The 14,033-nt window shown below is 60.1% G+C and carries 11 protein-coding genes; 4 read left to right on the plus strand and 7 right to left on the minus strand.

What is annotated here, in order from left to right:
• Positions 1-242: 242 nt before the first annotated feature.
• The gene (locus tag AC1DEL_RS02820; protein WP_177220015.1) at positions 243-1,043 is read right to left on the minus strand and encodes an SDR family NAD(P)-dependent oxidoreductase; all 801 of its coding nucleotides are present in this window, start codon (positions 1,041-1,043) and stop codon (positions 243-245) included.
• Between the two features lie 110 nt (positions 1,044-1,153).
• Between AC1DEL_RS02820 and AC1DEL_RS02825 the strand changes: the two genes are divergently transcribed.
• Positions 1,154-1,711: a MarR family winged helix-turn-helix transcriptional regulator gene (locus AC1DEL_RS02825; protein WP_477125177.1), complete on the plus strand. Its 558-nt coding sequence runs from the start codon at positions 1,154-1,156 to the stop codon at positions 1,709-1,711.
• A gap of 40 nt (positions 1,712-1,751) precedes the next feature.
• Here the strand turns inward: AC1DEL_RS02825 and AC1DEL_RS02830 are convergent, their stop codons facing one another.
• Positions 1,752-2,144, minus strand: a complete 393-nt coding sequence (locus AC1DEL_RS02830) for a carboxymuconolactone decarboxylase family protein (RefSeq protein ID WP_092301275.1) — start codon at positions 2,142-2,144, stop codon at positions 1,752-1,754.
• A 150-nt stretch (positions 2,145-2,294) separates the two neighbouring features.
• Here AC1DEL_RS02830 and AC1DEL_RS02835 point away from each other — a divergent pair, with 150 nt between their 5' ends.
• Together AC1DEL_RS02835 and AC1DEL_RS02840 are read left to right on the plus strand one after the other, a co-directional pair.
• The gene (locus tag AC1DEL_RS02835) at positions 2,295-3,185 is read left to right on the plus strand and encodes a LysR family transcriptional regulator (protein WP_477125178.1); all 891 of its coding nucleotides are present in this window, start codon (positions 2,295-2,297) and stop codon (positions 3,183-3,185) included.
• Positions 3,186-3,201: 16 nt separating this feature from the next.
• Positions 3,202-3,543 carry a DHCW motif cupin fold protein gene (locus tag AC1DEL_RS02840; RefSeq protein ID WP_441590937.1) on the plus strand — a complete coding sequence of 114 codons (342 nt, stop codon included), beginning with the start codon at positions 3,202-3,204 and terminating at the stop codon, positions 3,541-3,543.
• Between the two features lie 68 nt (positions 3,544-3,611).
• Here AC1DEL_RS02840 and AC1DEL_RS02845 read toward each other — a convergent pair whose 3' ends face one another.
• From AC1DEL_RS02845 to AC1DEL_RS02860, 4 genes are all read right to left on the minus strand, one after another.
• The gene (locus tag AC1DEL_RS02845; RefSeq protein WP_477113683.1) at positions 3,612-5,015 is read right to left on the minus strand and encodes an amidase family protein; all 1,404 of its coding nucleotides are present in this window, start codon (positions 5,013-5,015) and stop codon (positions 3,612-3,614) included.
• Between the two features lie 12 nt (positions 5,016-5,027).
• Positions 5,028-5,891, minus strand: coding sequence for an alpha/beta fold hydrolase (locus AC1DEL_RS02850; RefSeq protein ID WP_441590941.1), 864 nt, complete (start codon positions 5,889-5,891; stop codon positions 5,028-5,030).
• Between the two features lie 78 nt (positions 5,892-5,969).
• A complete protein-coding gene (locus AC1DEL_RS02855) occupies positions 5,970-11,150 on the minus strand; it encodes a trifunctional serine/threonine-protein kinase/ATP-binding protein/sensor histidine kinase (protein WP_477125179.1) in 5,181 nt (1,726 codons plus the stop codon).
• A gap of 128 nt (positions 11,151-11,278) precedes the next feature.
• On the minus strand, positions 11,279-12,445 hold the full coding sequence (locus AC1DEL_RS02860; protein ID WP_477125180.1) for a mandelate racemase/muconate lactonizing enzyme family protein: 1,167 nt from the start codon (positions 12,443-12,445) through the stop codon (positions 11,279-11,281).
• Positions 12,446-12,556: 111 nt separating this feature from the next.
• On the opposite strand from AC1DEL_RS02860, the gene AC1DEL_RS02865 reads away from it, so the two are divergent.
• Positions 12,557-13,450, plus strand: a complete 894-nt coding sequence (locus AC1DEL_RS02865) for a LysR family transcriptional regulator (RefSeq protein ID WP_441590946.1) — start codon at positions 12,557-12,559, stop codon at positions 13,448-13,450.
• Here AC1DEL_RS02865 and AC1DEL_RS02870 read toward each other — a convergent pair.
• The gene (locus AC1DEL_RS02870) at positions 13,416-14,024 is read right to left on the minus strand and encodes a TetR/AcrR family transcriptional regulator (RefSeq protein WP_441590948.1); all 609 of its coding nucleotides are present in this window, start codon (positions 14,022-14,024) and stop codon (positions 13,416-13,418) included. The two genes, AC1DEL_RS02865 and AC1DEL_RS02870, sit on opposite strands and share 35 nt — an antisense overlap.
• Positions 14,025-14,033: the final 9 nt, after the last annotated feature.

A 14,033-nucleotide genomic window follows, 5' to 3' on the forward strand; every position in this document is an offset into this window, starting at 1 on the left:
TCAGGCGCCCCTGGCCAGCCCCACCCACCCCACCCCCCTCGAAAGATCAACACCCCGCACAAAAAGCACGCTCGGACTGCATTTGAATGTGGCTGAGCCGTAGACCATTCAGAACCGCCTAGACATTAGGTGTTGGCCGCTTTTTCTAATGTCGCACCCCTCCCCCACATCCTCCCAAACTGACGGCCCTGCCGCCAAGCCAGGAGCGAAACTGCCCATGTCCGCGCAGACTGGTCCCCCGGTCAAGTCTTCTGATAGCGCGGGGCAGGCGTGCCAACCTGCGTTGCCGCGAATAACGCGGAACGTGCCGCATCGTACTTCGCCCACAGGCTCTCGTCGGCGACAGAGGGCCAGGTGACGGCTTCCCCGTTATCGAGGCCGACCAGCGCGGCGTCGACCATATCTTCCGCGCTCATCACGCTTTCCGGGCGGAGCGCGGACAGCGGCACGCCGGAGACACCTTCCGTCCAGATTTCGGTCGCGGTCGACGCCGGCAGCACCACTTGCACCTTCACGCCAGTGTTCGCGAGTTCGTCCTGAAGACCGCGAGTGAAAGCCAGCACGTATGCCTTCGTGCCGCTATAGACCGAGCTCACCGGCAGCGAGTGGACCGCCAGCACCGAAGCGATATTGATGATGACCCCATCGTTGCGCGACAGAAATCCGGGCAGCGCGGCGTGCGTAAGGCGCGTCAGCGACGTGATGTTCAACGCGATCTGCGACGTTGAATCGTTCACCGACGATTGCGCGAGCGGACGCAGTCGAGCGAAGCCGGCATTGTTCACGAGGACGCGCACGCGGGCATCGTTCGCCAGCACCGCCTCGACCTTGACGACGTCGGCCTCGTTCTCGAGGTCGGCAACCAGAACCTGAACTTTGACCCCGTGAGTCTCAGACAGCTTCTCCGACAGTGCGGCCAGTCGGTCGGCGCGCCGTGCGACCAGGACGAGGTCGTAGCCGCGAGCGGCCAGTCGATCGGCATAGATGGCACCGATGCCCGATGATGCGCCGGTTACGACGGCAGTTTTTCTGGAAGTGGACATGCATATCTCCTTTGAATTGAATGAGTGCTCAAGTATTTAATTGAGTGCTCAAGTTTATAGCGGCATCGCTGCTACTTGTCAACGGTGCTGTACTCAACCATTCTTACGGGATGGGAAAGAAACGTGATGAAGCCGCTACCGCGATTGCGGACGCAGGCGGTATGCCAGGTGAAGAAAAGAGCATTTTCGAGAAGCTGGTTTGCACCAACACCTCGCTCAGGCGCGCGGCACGCCGTCTGGGCAACCTCTATGACGATGCACTTGCGCCTCTTGGCCTGAAGGCAACGCAGGTGGGGCTATTGGCTGACATCGAGCGGCTGGCCTCCGCAGACGGGGGGCGGTCACCAACCTTGCAGGACCTCGCGGGCAAACTCGCGATTCAGATGTCCGCGGTGACGCATGCGCTCCGGCCTCTGATTCGGGATGGTCTTGTGGAATTGCATACGGACGAGCAAGACAAGCGGTCCAAGCGTGCATCCCTGACAGGCGTGGGTACCGCCCGCTTGCATGAAGCCATCGTCTATTGGGCGAAAGCGAACCAGCGTGTGGAGGAGGTATTGGGTAGTGATTCAGCTGCCACCCTGCGCGCACTCGCCGACCATGTCGCTTCCGATGCTTTCCTCGATGCGTATGTCGATGACCAGAATGCGACCGTCAAGCGTGCCTAGGCACGGTCGGTGTGCGGAACTCCGCGTCGGCGCCGCGACCTCAATCCAGTGGTAGCGGAATCCCAGTCTCCGCGAAGACCTCACGTACGACGGACAAACCGTTCAGTGCCGCCGGAAATCCCGCATATACCGCCATCTGCATCACAACCTCCACCACCTCTCGCGGTTTGCAGCCGACGTGCAATGCAGCTTGTACATGCACGCGAAGCTGCGGTAATGCACTGCCGAGTGCGCAAAGCGCTGCGACAGTTGCCAGTTCCCGCTCGCGCAAGCCGAGGCCGTTTCGGGCGTAGATGTCGCCGAACGGAAACTCAACCACGTAGCGCGCGAAGTCCGGAAACGATTGCGCCAGCGTTTCGACCACGTTCTGACCGGCAACCCCATCCACTGCAGCCAGCATCTGCAAGCCACGCTCGTAACGTTCTGGGTTCATAGGTCACCCCGTTGACAATTGCGCCGGGAAACAGCGGCCAGGGCAGCATGGTGAGTCAGGTTCATTGATCTTCTCCAGAAGAGTTGGTGCGGCAAATGTAGGGCACGCACCCGGGATGCGGAATGACCAAGTTTGTGATACCTTTTTGATATGTCTGATCGCCTCGATTCCCGATCCCTTTTGCTTTTCCTTGCCGTGGCGGACGCACTGAGTTTCCGGCAGGCGGCCGAGACGCTGCATCTTTCCCAGCCGCCACTGAGCCGGGCAATTCGAGAACTCGAAGAACGGTTGGGAACGCGGTTGTTTGACCGCAATACGCGGGGCGTGACGCTTACCGTCGCTGGGGAGAAGCTGCTCCCTTATGCGCGCAGCATTGCCAAATTGCTTCGCGAGGCCGAGGCAGCGCTCACGATTAAGGGTCTGCCGGCCAACCTCCGGCTTGGACTGACTAGCGCCGTGGAACCAGCCTGGTTCCACGGGCTGGCACAACGGGTGCAAGCCCGTCATCCCAGAACTGTTGTCTCGACCTTCTCCGATACATCGCCCCGGCTCGTACGCCAGCTTCGCGCTGGCAAACTGGACGCAGCGTTCATCGCGCTGCCTACGGAAACGCACGAACTGGAGGTCCGGGAACTCGACCAACTGCCGATGGTCGTCGCGATACCGTCACGCCATCTATTAGCCAAGCGCAGAAGAATTGGTCTCGCGGACCTGGCACGTGAGAAAGTCTTCTGGTTCGAGCGTGCGCGACAGCCCGCGTTCTTCGATCACTGCCAGACAGTTTTCTCCCGCCATGGTTTCGCCCCATCCAAATTGAGGGAGCCATCGGACCATCACGTTCTACTTGCTGATGTGGCGAATGGAAAGGGCATAGCCCTGCTGCCGAAATCGTTCACCGCATTACGACGCGCTGGCGTCGTCTACAGGTCATTGGTCGAGGGCGAGGAACTATCGGTTTGCATCGGCCTCGCTTCGCCCGCTGATCGGCAAGGCGTACGTGAAACTCTGGTAGAGGCGGCAATTGTGAACCGACACTCCTAGTACAAGGAACAACAGCATGAAGATGGATGCATTTGCATTTGGGACGACCAACTGGGCGGAAGTCGAAAAGACAGAGCACCAGGGGGAAACCGGCATGGCCTATTGGCGCACGCGATGCTTCGGTGAAAAGCCGAATCAGATTCGGGTGCGGATGGTGGAATACACCCCTGGCTACCTCGCGGACCATTGGTGCCAAAAGGGGCATGTCCTCTTCTGCATGGAAGGTGAGTTGGAAACAACGCTCGAAGATGGACGGAAATTTGTTTTGACGGCGGGCATGAGCTATCAGGTGGGCGACAACGCGGAGCCACATCAGTCTTATACCAAGACAGGCGCCAAGCTCTTCATTGTGGATTGAGCCACAGCAGGTTGACGGCGTCATTCGCATTTTCCGCGAATGTGGCTACCACGCGGGGCTCTCCTCCATCACTTGGTAAAGGGATCGATCGGCGAAGGCGGCGTGCCGCGCGCCTCGATCGCCTTGCCTGCCAGCAGGCACAGGTCCTCCCGAAAATGGCTGGCCACGATCTGTACGCCGACGGGGACCGAGTCGACCAGATTCGTGGAGACGACGAGCCCTGGCAGCCCCATCGCCGGGAGTGCCCGCATGGTCAGCTGCGCTTCCCAGACGCGCTGAAAGCCCGCCGCGCCCTGCATGTCGAGCCCGTCCGGGAACGGCAACTCTCCCGATACAGGAAGCAGCAGCACCGGGTATTGGGCAAGGAAGGCGCGCCAATGACGCACCAGCGTGGTCCGGCGCACCAGCGAGCTGTTGACGACGTCACCGGGCATCGCACTGACCTTGGCACGCACGCCCTCGACCACGGCCCGCGCCCCGGGATCGCCATCCCGGGTAACAGCGTCGACGAGCGCCGGGAATCCATCGCCGAGCCACAGTCGCTCCTGAACTTCGGCCGCATCACGGATCAGCGGCGTGTCGTCGATCTCTTCGACCGTCCACCCCGCGTCCACCAGCCGCCGCGCCGCATCGCGCAGCGCAGCTTCCACTTCCGGGGCGATCTCCATGCCACCCGGGCGCAAACAGAGCGCCGCCCGCAACGCCGTCTCGGGACCCTGTAGCGGCACGGGCACCCACCACGGATCACGCACATCGGGCGCGGACATGGCCATCAGCGCAACTTCAAGATCCGCCACCGTACGCGCCATGGGCCCCGTCGCGGACATCAATTGGGCGCCGATCGGACGCTCGGGCGACGAGGCGTTGAACGCCGGCACCCTGCCGAACGACGGCCGCAATCCGTGGATGCCGCATGCGTACGCCGGGTAGCGGATAGAGCCGCCGATGTCGGTACCGAGCGCGATACAGCCGATCCCCGCGGTTACCGCCGCCGCCCCTCCCCCGCTCGATCCTCCAGGCGTAAGCGCAGGACTGCGCGGATTGCTTGTATGACCGTGGACCCGATTGTCGGTGAACCAGCGCAGCGCGAACGTGGGCGAGTTGCTGCGGCCAAGCAGGACGGCGCCCGCCCGCGCGAGGTTCTCGACGGCCGGACTGTTGTGCTGCGCAACCAGCCCCTCTTGCAGGCGTGTGCCGTTCGTCGTCGCAAATCCCGCGTGGTCGGTATTGATCTTCGTGGTGACGGGTACACCCGCCAACGGCCCCGGGTCCTCCCCGCGCGCCAACGCCGCGTCAACGGCATCCGCCTGCGCCAGGACCGACTCCGGGCGATGTGCGACCACCGCGTTGATCAACGGATTGACGGCATCCAGGCGTTCGAGCGCGGACGTTGCTGCCTCGCGGGCAGACACCTCACGATGCCGAATACGCGAGGCCAGTTCAGTTGCCGATAGGCGCCAAAGTTCAGTCATGATCCCTCCGTATTAGCTCGCGAAATAATTCGCCATTGCGTCGATGAACGCCGTCGGTGTCTCGGAAAATGGAAAATGGCCCGCGTCATCGAACTCCACCAGCACCGCGCCTGGAATGCCCCGGGCGAGGGCACGGCTGGCGCGCGGCGGGCACACCCAGTCGAACTTGCCGACCAGTACGAAGGTTCGGGCGGAGATGCTGCCCAGGAGAGGCCGCAAGTCATAGGACGGCGCAATCACCGTCATGAAATGCCGCATGATGTCGACCGAAGCGATGCTGAGCGCCGTGAGCGCAGGCGGCACGTCCATGTGGGACGGCGCCGCATAATAGGGACCGACCTCGCGGAAGAAGGCCTCGACGCTTTCGGCGGTAATGTCACCGGAAAACACCCGCGCCGCTACCGCCATCGTTTCGGGCCCGGCGCGCGAGGCCAGCGTCGGCGCCGGCTCTCCGTTATCGTCCATAATCGGCTGCACGGTTGGCGAGCTGCTGCACAGCACCAGCCCCCGTACCAGCGCAGGATGGCGCAACGCCAAATGCATGGCGACAAAGCCGCCGGCCGAATGGCCAAACACATGAACCTGCCCCACGCCGAGATACGCGCACAGCGCCGCGACATCATCGGCCATCTGCTCAAGCGTGCAGGTATCCAGCGGTGGGCGTCCCGAGCGCCCCTGCCCTCGCAAGTCGACGTAAAGCAGTTGCACCTGATCGCGCAGCGCGGACAGCCCGGGCTTCAGGTAGCCATGGTCGAATCCAAGTCCCCCGTGGATGACCACCAGCACCGGCTTTTCCACCAGTGTGCCCTGCTCCGGGCGAAATCCTTCGCCATCCACGTCAAAGAAGAGTTCGGTGCCGTTAAGCGTGGCCTGCATGCGTCCTCACAGTCGTTGCTGAATCAACGCACACAGCTTGACGGTTATCGACGCATCACCTTGTCGGGATAGACCGGATTATTTGAAATTGCACCAGATTGGGACGGAGAAGCGGAAGCTGGCGCCTGCTGCGCCGGCACTACAAACTTCAATCTTCCCGTCGTGAGCCTCCACAATCGACTTGCAAATGGAGAGGCCCATGCCCATCCCATATCCTTTTGTGGTGGCCAGAGAGTCGAAGATGTGCGCTGCGATCTCATCCGAGATGCCCCGGCCGGTATCGCTGACTGACACCCAGACCATATGGTGTTCATCAATATGGGTCTGGACTGCAATGCACTTCTCTCGCTCTTCCATGTCACTCATTGCCTCGAGTGCGTTGGTCAAGAGATTCATCACTACTTGCTGCAGCAATATGCGATCACCAGAGACAATCAAGGCATCCGTTGCGAAGGTGCTCGATAGCATTACCTTCTCAGCATCAATGCGCTCCCGCAAGACATTGAAGACCTCGAGTATTGCCTCGTGGATATCCATGCTCGATTTATTCGGACGAGACTCCTTGACCATCGCTCGAATGCTTCCGATGATATTCGTCGCACGCTCGCTGCTTGCGGAGATCATCTCGAGCGCCGCCACGGCCTCCGAAAGGTCCGGAATCTCTCGATTCAGCCATCGAATTGCGGCGCGGGCACACGTGCTCACCGTGGAGATGGGCTGACTGACTTCGTGCACGATGAATGCCGCGAGTTCACCCAATTCTGTCAACCGCGCAGCCCGTGCCAATTTTTCCTGTGTCTCTCCGGCGTAACGGTCGGCTTCCGCGCGCCGAATATGCTCGGCTTCAACGTTCTCATACAACTTCGCGTTTTCCAGGGAAAATGCCACCTGAGATGCGAGAACCTCAAGGGTCCTCACACGCGTCGCATTGAAGACGCCTGCGATCAACGCATTCTCCAGATACAGCAATCCTGTGAGTGAACCCTGCTTGAGGAGTGGGACACACATAATCGACCGCGATCTGTGTGCCCGAACATAGCTGTCGAGTCCGTATTGCGGGTCATCGCGCGCATCCTCAAGCACGACAGACTCCTTGCTGCGCAGCGTCAGGTAGGCGATGGGCGTCGCAATCAACTCCGGCGAGAGGACCGTCCGTACGAGATTCATTTCCAACTGTCCCTGTGCCAATTTTGCACGTGCCGCCACATACAACACGCCGTCTTCGAGCAAGCACAGCACCGCACGCTCCGCGCCGGCATATTGCAGGGCATTCTGGAGGATGATCTTCATGACCTGTTGTAACGAGAACTCCCCCGACAAGGCCCGGACCGACCTCAGTACAACTTCCGTTTCGAAACGATCCTCGCTCCATAACAGTGAGTTCCCGAGTTCGCGAAACTCCGTGCTCCTTCCTGCTCTAAGCGCGGGAAACTCCACATCGAGGTGCCGAACCTTTGCATCCGCCCCCCAGCAAGCGTATGCACTCCTCGCCTGCTCCAGGTATCCCTGTTGCGCGGAGCGGAGCCCACAACGCGCTGCGAAACGAGATGCCAGCTCTCTGGCGACGCTCTGAATGTGCATATCGCGCGACTGATCCGCCAAGGCTATCGCCTCTTCATAGAGCGCGAGACTATTCGCCTTGTCCTCCATCAGCTCAGAAAGCTCCGCGGCGAGCAATTTCTCGCGCGAGAGAAAATTCTCGGGACAGGCCTCCGCCCAACACTGCATCTGCCGAACCCGATCTCGCACAAGACGCGTGTGAGCTTCGCGATCGGCAGGTGCGGCTGTCCTCGCCATGGCGATGCGCAATAGTCCGCTATAGAAAACAAAATCAGCATTCTCCAGAAAGGCGGGAGACGCCCATGCGGATGCGCTGGCGCGCGCTTCAGCCTCCATTGCCTTGGGCAGGTCTCCCCACAGGACCGCGACCTGCAGGCGGTACGTCCAAAATGCAAAAGCGGCAATGTCCCGATGGAACTTTCCACTGATACAGTCGCTCAGCAAATCGAGATACTCGACATTTGGATCGTGCATCCCGATATCGACGGGAACCCCCCTGAGCTCGCGGATCAACCACGCCTGTGCCATGAACGCGTCAACGACTAGCGCAAACGCAGCATCCCGCGCGAGTTTCAAACCGTCCTCGGCGATTTGTTGAGCCTCCGACAACGCACCACCACTGAACAGTAAATTCGTGACAATGTGCCGTCGGGAATAGACGGCGAACGTCATGTCACCCTGGCGGTCGGTGAGTGCCGTCGCCTCCTCCAGATGCCGCCTCGCCTCCGTGGCGGAGCCCGTCCAAGGAAGGCTGAGCGCACCGAAGCACATCTGAACACGACCGGCGTATAGATTCAGCCCTCGCTCCGCCGGGAGCCGCATCGCGAGTTCGCCGAAAACAGCGGTCGTCGCATAGTCCTCAAATCTGGCTCCAGCAATGAAGCTTAGACAGACGTAGGCATAACATGACGCATCGCAGTGTCCATATTCAAGACTGAGGTTGATCATTCGAAGAATGATCAATTCGGCGAGGTCCTGACTGGAAAACATCACCGCCGGTATGAGATCCGTCATCACGTCCATCGCATTTCGAACGCGTTCGTCGACCATAAGCTTCAGGTTGACGAGATCTTGAACACTACGGCTTCCGTAATGCTCTAGAAGTCGCCGATAGTCGGCCTCGACGCCTTCCAATCGATTGTCCTTCGAGAAGACGATGCCGGCCTCCTCTTCGAGATACCGGAATCCAACTTCCAGACCTTTATCGGGCTGGTCCAACGTCACATACATTGCGAGGCGTAGTCGAATAAGCTCTGCCCGGTGCCCGGAATCCAGTAGATCTTTCGATATCGCCGCGATTCGCTCTGATGCTTCAATAGTTCGCATACACACGAACTCGCACTCTCCAAGCCTCAATTCGATAACCGCAAGCAAGTCACCGTCGAGGTCGGCCCGATCTTTCAACAAATCCCGGGCATTGGCGAGGTACGCAATCGCCGCCTCATAGGCCGTCGCTTCCCTGGCCTTATTGGCAGCGTCAAGAATGATCAGCGCGAACTGACGCCGTCGATGATCGGAAACCGGCAGCCTCGCCCTGGTCAAATGGTTTGCGACAACAAAAACACTGACCTTCAATCCATTCTTGACAACGTTTTCCCAAAAGTTGCTGCCAACTTCCAGATGTTTCTCCTGCCGTTCGAGATCGCCGAATGTTTCGTATACAGCGTCGCGAACCCGATCGTGCGTGAAGGAGTAGAGGCCGTCGCTCAACACAATGAACTGCTTTTCAAGGGCTTCTCGCAGCGAAAGCTCGACCAGATTTTGTGGGCGGCACATCGCCGTAGACAGGATTTCAAGCGATGACGGCTCCGCGAGAATCGCCAGGTATTGCGTTGCCATCAGCGCGTCCTGGGCCAGACTCCCAACCCTTGTTGACAACAACTCGACCACGCTTGAGAGGTCTGATCTTGCTTCAAGTGCCGGCAGGGATGCCACCCATTCGCCGTTGCCCTCGTCGTAGACCATGACCTCATCGTCGATGAGTGATCTGACCAGCTGTATCGTGTGAAGCGGATTACCGCCGCCGCCGCGGTAAATGGCGCCCTCGAGTACGGTGAGATTCCCGACATCATCTTCGTCCAGGACTGCGCGCAGGAGCCCGCCCACTTCCCGTCCAGAGAGAGGTCCGAGTGTCATCCGCTCAACCATATCGGTCAGAACAAAGGGGCGCACGTGAGCCCCCTCGCTCTCGACTTTCCCGTCGCGCATTGCGCCGACCAACAAGACATGACCACAGAGCGGGTTCTGCAGCACATATTCAACAACCTCGAGCGTTGCTTCGTCGACCCACTGCAAGTCATCCAGAAACAATAAGAGCGGGCGCTCTTTCGAGGCGAACGCACGCAATAGCTTTGCGATGGCATCGAGGAAACGATGCCTTTCTGCGTGCGCCGACACAGCGGGATGGTGCGTGTGTTCTCCCAGGAGTCGGCTGAAATCCGGGAAAATGGTCGTGATGATCGATGATTCGTCGGCAAAGGCCTCGCGGAGCCTTCGCTGCAGTTGCGCATACTGCAGCGGAGGATATCCAAGCGCCGCTCTCAAGAGTGCGTGAAGGGCCCGGGACAAGCTGGCATAGGGTGTGACACCATCCCCAAGCTCGCATTTGCCTTGCGCAAACTCACAGGTTTTGCCGCCGACCTCCAACCTGAGACGATTGACTAAAGCGGTCTTGCCAATGCCCGCCGGGCCTTCCACTAACCATAATCTCCGCTTCTGGTCATCCGGCGTGCTTTGAATGGCATCGCGAAGACGCTCAAGCTCCGCCAGGCGACCCACCAGCCTTCCGGATCGGAACAGACTTGCACCCGATCGACGCCTTTGTCCCAAGGTTGCTGTTCGCGGATGATTCACTGTGGTCAGGGCAACCAGATCGTCAACAACATCGGAAGCCCGTTGATACCGCTCGCTTGGCTCCTTGGCCAGCAGTCGACATACAAGCTCAACGAGGCGCGCGTTGAAACTTCGTTTCAGATCAAGGAGCACATCTTCGTCAGGACGACGAGCGATATGCGCATGGATGAGCTCCGATGGCGAAACGCCAGGGAAAAGCACGCGGCCGGTCAGCATGTGGAAGAAAATGCAGCCCAGTGAATATAGATCTGAGCGTTCGTCGAAGACTCGATTGACCCGCCCAGTCGCTTCCGGGGCCATATAGTGCAGCGCCTCGCGGTCCATTTCCCGTTCCGTTCCGCCAGCGAATGCGGACAGCGTCGGCATCAAGGCTAGCGCACGAAAACCCGTCAACCTTGCACGTCGCTCGCCTGGATGCACCATGATGTTCGAAGGCGTCAATCCCCCGTGGACCAGGCCTGCGTCATGGACGGATGCCAGCGACGACGCCACGAGCAGTGCGTGGCGAATGAAAATCTCCGGCGGCGTGGCGCCTGAGATCAGGTCTTTCAGCATCTCGCCACCAGAATCGTGCAGCAGCAGCGCCGGGTTTTGATTATGTACGGTGAACCTTAAAGGGCGCAGTGCAATGCCGCCATCGAACTTGTCTCTGATGCTGTATTCGTAGCGCAGCTGCTCGAGGGAGGTTTCGGACACCGGGGCCACGGGTATCGCAGCGATTACCGACGAATCCACAAACTGTGCGCGGTAGAGTTCGATCGGACCATCGCGAAGCAACGTCAGCCTCGCGCCAGCCAGGCCTTCCGTCTCATTAATGAAATCTTTCAGAATCCTCTCCCGAGCCAATTGAACCCCTGAAGGGGCTGGGGCGCACCAACGCTTGCGGAGCGATGATACCCCCCCAATCTCACCCGGTCACGGGCCGATTACTGATCCGCTCGGTTGCCTCCGCTTCGTTTATTTAACCGTGCGGCTTACGCCGACAGTTGCCGCATCACGCTGTACAGGTCCGACTTACCCTCGAAGCCGATACCCGGCAAGTCAGGCATCGTGAGGTAGCCTTTCTCTACCTTGACGCCGTCCGGAAAGCCGCCAAACGGTTGGAAGAGGTCCGGATAGCTTTCATTGCCGCCGAGGCCCAGGCCAGCGGCGATATTCAGCGACATCTGGTGTCCCCCGTGCGGAATGCAGCGGCTGGCCGACCAGCCGTGTTGCTTGAGCATGTCGAGCGTGCGCAGATACTCGACCAGGCCATAGCTCAGTGCACAGTCGAATTGCAACCAATCACGATCTGGACGCATGCCGCCATAGCGGATCAGATTGCGGGCGTCCTGCATCGAGAACAGGTCCTCACCGGTGGCCATGGGCTTGTCGTAGTAATTGCGCAGCGTGGCCTGGAGTTCGAAGTCCAGCGGATCGCCCGGCTCCTCGTACCAGAACAGGTCGTATTGCGACAGCGCCTTCGCATATTGAATAGCGGTGTCGAGGTCGAAGCGGCCATTCGCGTCCACCGCGAGTTTCTGGCCGTCCTGCAGCACGCTCAGAATCGAATCGATGCGGCGCAGATCTTCGTCCAATGACGCACCGCCGATTTTCTTCTTCACCACGGTATAGCCACGGTCGATATAGCTGCGCATCTCGTCCTTGAGCTTGCCGTGATCCTGGCCGGGATAGTAATAACCGCCGGCGGCATAGACGAACACCTTGCGGTCAGGCTGGCCGTTGCCATAGCGCTCCGCCAATAACTGGAACAGCGGTTTTCCTTCGATTTTCGCCACGGCATCCCAAATGGCCATGTCGATGGTGCCGATGGCCACGGAGCGCTCGCCATGCCCGCCGGGCTTTTCGTTCTTGAACATCGTGTCCCAGACCTTGTGCGGATCCAGGTTGTTGCCGGTGGCGTCCACCAGCGAATCGGGATCGGCTTCCATCAGGCGCGGGATAAACCGCTCGCGCATCAGCGTGCCCTGGCCGTAGCGGCCGTTCGAGTTGAAGCCGTAGCCCACCACCGGTTTGCCGTCACGGATCACGTCCGTAATGACCGCCACCAGGCTGAGGGTCATTTTGCTGAAATCGATATAGGCGTTGCGGATGGGCGAGCTGATGGGGAGCGTCTTCTCCCGGATTTCAACGATTCTCACGATGTGTCTCCTGATGCACAAATAGCACACGCATACGCGTGGGGAATCCGTAGCGTAGGCGGAGAACCATGCTCTAGAATTGAATCCAATTCAAAACATTATTAAATCCAAGTGAAAACTGACGTTGCCTCGGAGCTTGAGTTCTTTGTCCTGGTGGCCAAGCTGGGCAGCCTCTCGGGCGCGGCGCGGGAGCTGGATCTCACGCCTCCCGCGGCGACCAAGCGGCTTGCCATAATGGAGAGTCGCCTGGGCGTCCGGCTGGTGAACCGCACGACCCGCAGCATCAGCTTGACGAACGAAGGCGAGACCTATCTCGCCTATGCCACACGCATCCTGGCGGACCTCAGGGAAATGGAGAACGTCGTATCGAGCAGCGGCGCCGAGCCACGCGGGCTATTGAAAGTGAATGCCTCACTGGGCTTCGGTCGAACCACCATCGCACCGCTGGTCTCGGAATTCGCACGGCGCTATGCGCACGTCGAAGTCCAGCTGGAAGTGACTGACCGCCCGGTGGATCTCGTAGAAAGCGGTTTCGACCTGGCGATCCGTTTTGGGACCCTGCCGGACACCCGCCTGGCCGCGCGGCGCATTATGTCGAACCGACGATTCCTTTGCGCGTCGCCGGGCTACCTGGAGCGGCATGGCACCCCAAAATCGCCGGCGGACCTTGCCCACCACCGCTGCATTGTCCATCGACAAAATGACGACGCCTACGGCGTATGGCGTCTGGAACATGACGGTCGTCAGGAGACCGTCAAGGTGGATGGCGCGCTATCGAGTAATGACGGAGATATTGTCCTGGGGTGGGCGCTGGACGGTCACGGCATCCTGATTCGCTCGGAATGGGATCTGGCCAAGTATCTCGAGAGCGGACGCCTCCGCGTCGTCCTGCCCGATGACAAGATCCCCTCCGCTGACCTGTTCGTGTATTACTCCCAGCGCCGGAATCAAACCGCCCGAGCCAGGGCCTTTATCGATTTCCTGGTCGAACAGTTTCAGGCGTAATCCCGGCCAGCAAGCAGAAAATCCCCTCCAGTTGGACGGCAAGGTCCTCCGGATCCGCTTCGGTCAGCCCCGCCATCTCAACCACCTGGCGCATGAGTTGAACGCCCGCAATCACGGCCAGCAGCATCGCGGCGCGTTGGCCAGCCTGGGGCCCGGGTAGCCGCGCGGCCAGCGGCTGTGCGAAAACCTGCTCGAACTTGCCGCGCAGAATCGCCGAAGCCTTCGGACTATTTGCCGAACGCAGCATGATCAGGAAACCGTCCATCGGCGTGGCCTCGGGCATGGTCCGCGTCACCAAGCCGCGCGCCAGCGCCCTGCAAAACGCCTGCATGGCGGGCCGATCGTCCATGACCTCCGCCGTCACGATGCCGGGCGCGGCCAGCACCGTATCCACCACCTCCTCGAACAGTTGGTCTTTCGATCCGAAGTAACGATTGACCAGCATCGCCGTCACGCCGGCAGCCTCGGCGATCTCCCGAACCCCCACGTCATAGCCCGATGCCGTAAACGACTGTCGCGCGGCATCCAGGATGACCTGTCGCGTTGCAGCGCCCTTCTTGCCCAGTGCCTTCATAATTTCTAC

The organism is Cupriavidus sp. 10L43_2, assembly GCF_056395265.1.

Coding starts and splice junctions, on each gene's coding strand:
- AC1DEL_RS02820 (WP_177220015.1), bottom strand. CDS start 1,043: ATGTCCACTTCCAGAAAAACTGCCGTCGTAACCGGCGCATCATCGGGC.
- AC1DEL_RS02870 (WP_441590948.1), bottom strand. CDS start 14,024: ATGAAGGCACTGGGCAAGAAGGGCGCTGCAACGCGACAGGTCATCCTG.
- AC1DEL_RS02850 (WP_441590941.1), bottom strand. CDS start 5,891: ATGCAGGCCACGCTTAACGGCACCGAACTCTTCTTTGACGTGGATGGC.
- AC1DEL_RS02830 (WP_092301275.1), bottom strand. CDS start 2,144: ATGAACCCAGAACGTTACGAGCGTGGCTTGCAGATGCTGGCTGCAGTG.
- AC1DEL_RS02835 (WP_477125178.1), top strand. CDS start 2,295: ATGTCTGATCGCCTCGATTCCCGATCCCTTTTGCTTTTCCTTGCCGTG.
- AC1DEL_RS02840 (WP_441590937.1), top strand. CDS start 3,202: ATGAAGATGGATGCATTTGCATTTGGGACGACCAACTGGGCGGAAGTC.
- AC1DEL_RS02825 (WP_477125177.1), top strand. CDS start 1,154: ATGGGAAAGAAACGTGATGAAGCCGCTACCGCGATTGCGGACGCAGGC.
- AC1DEL_RS02845 (WP_477113683.1), bottom strand. CDS start 5,015: ATGACTGAACTTTGGCGCCTATCGGCAACTGAACTGGCCTCGCGTATT.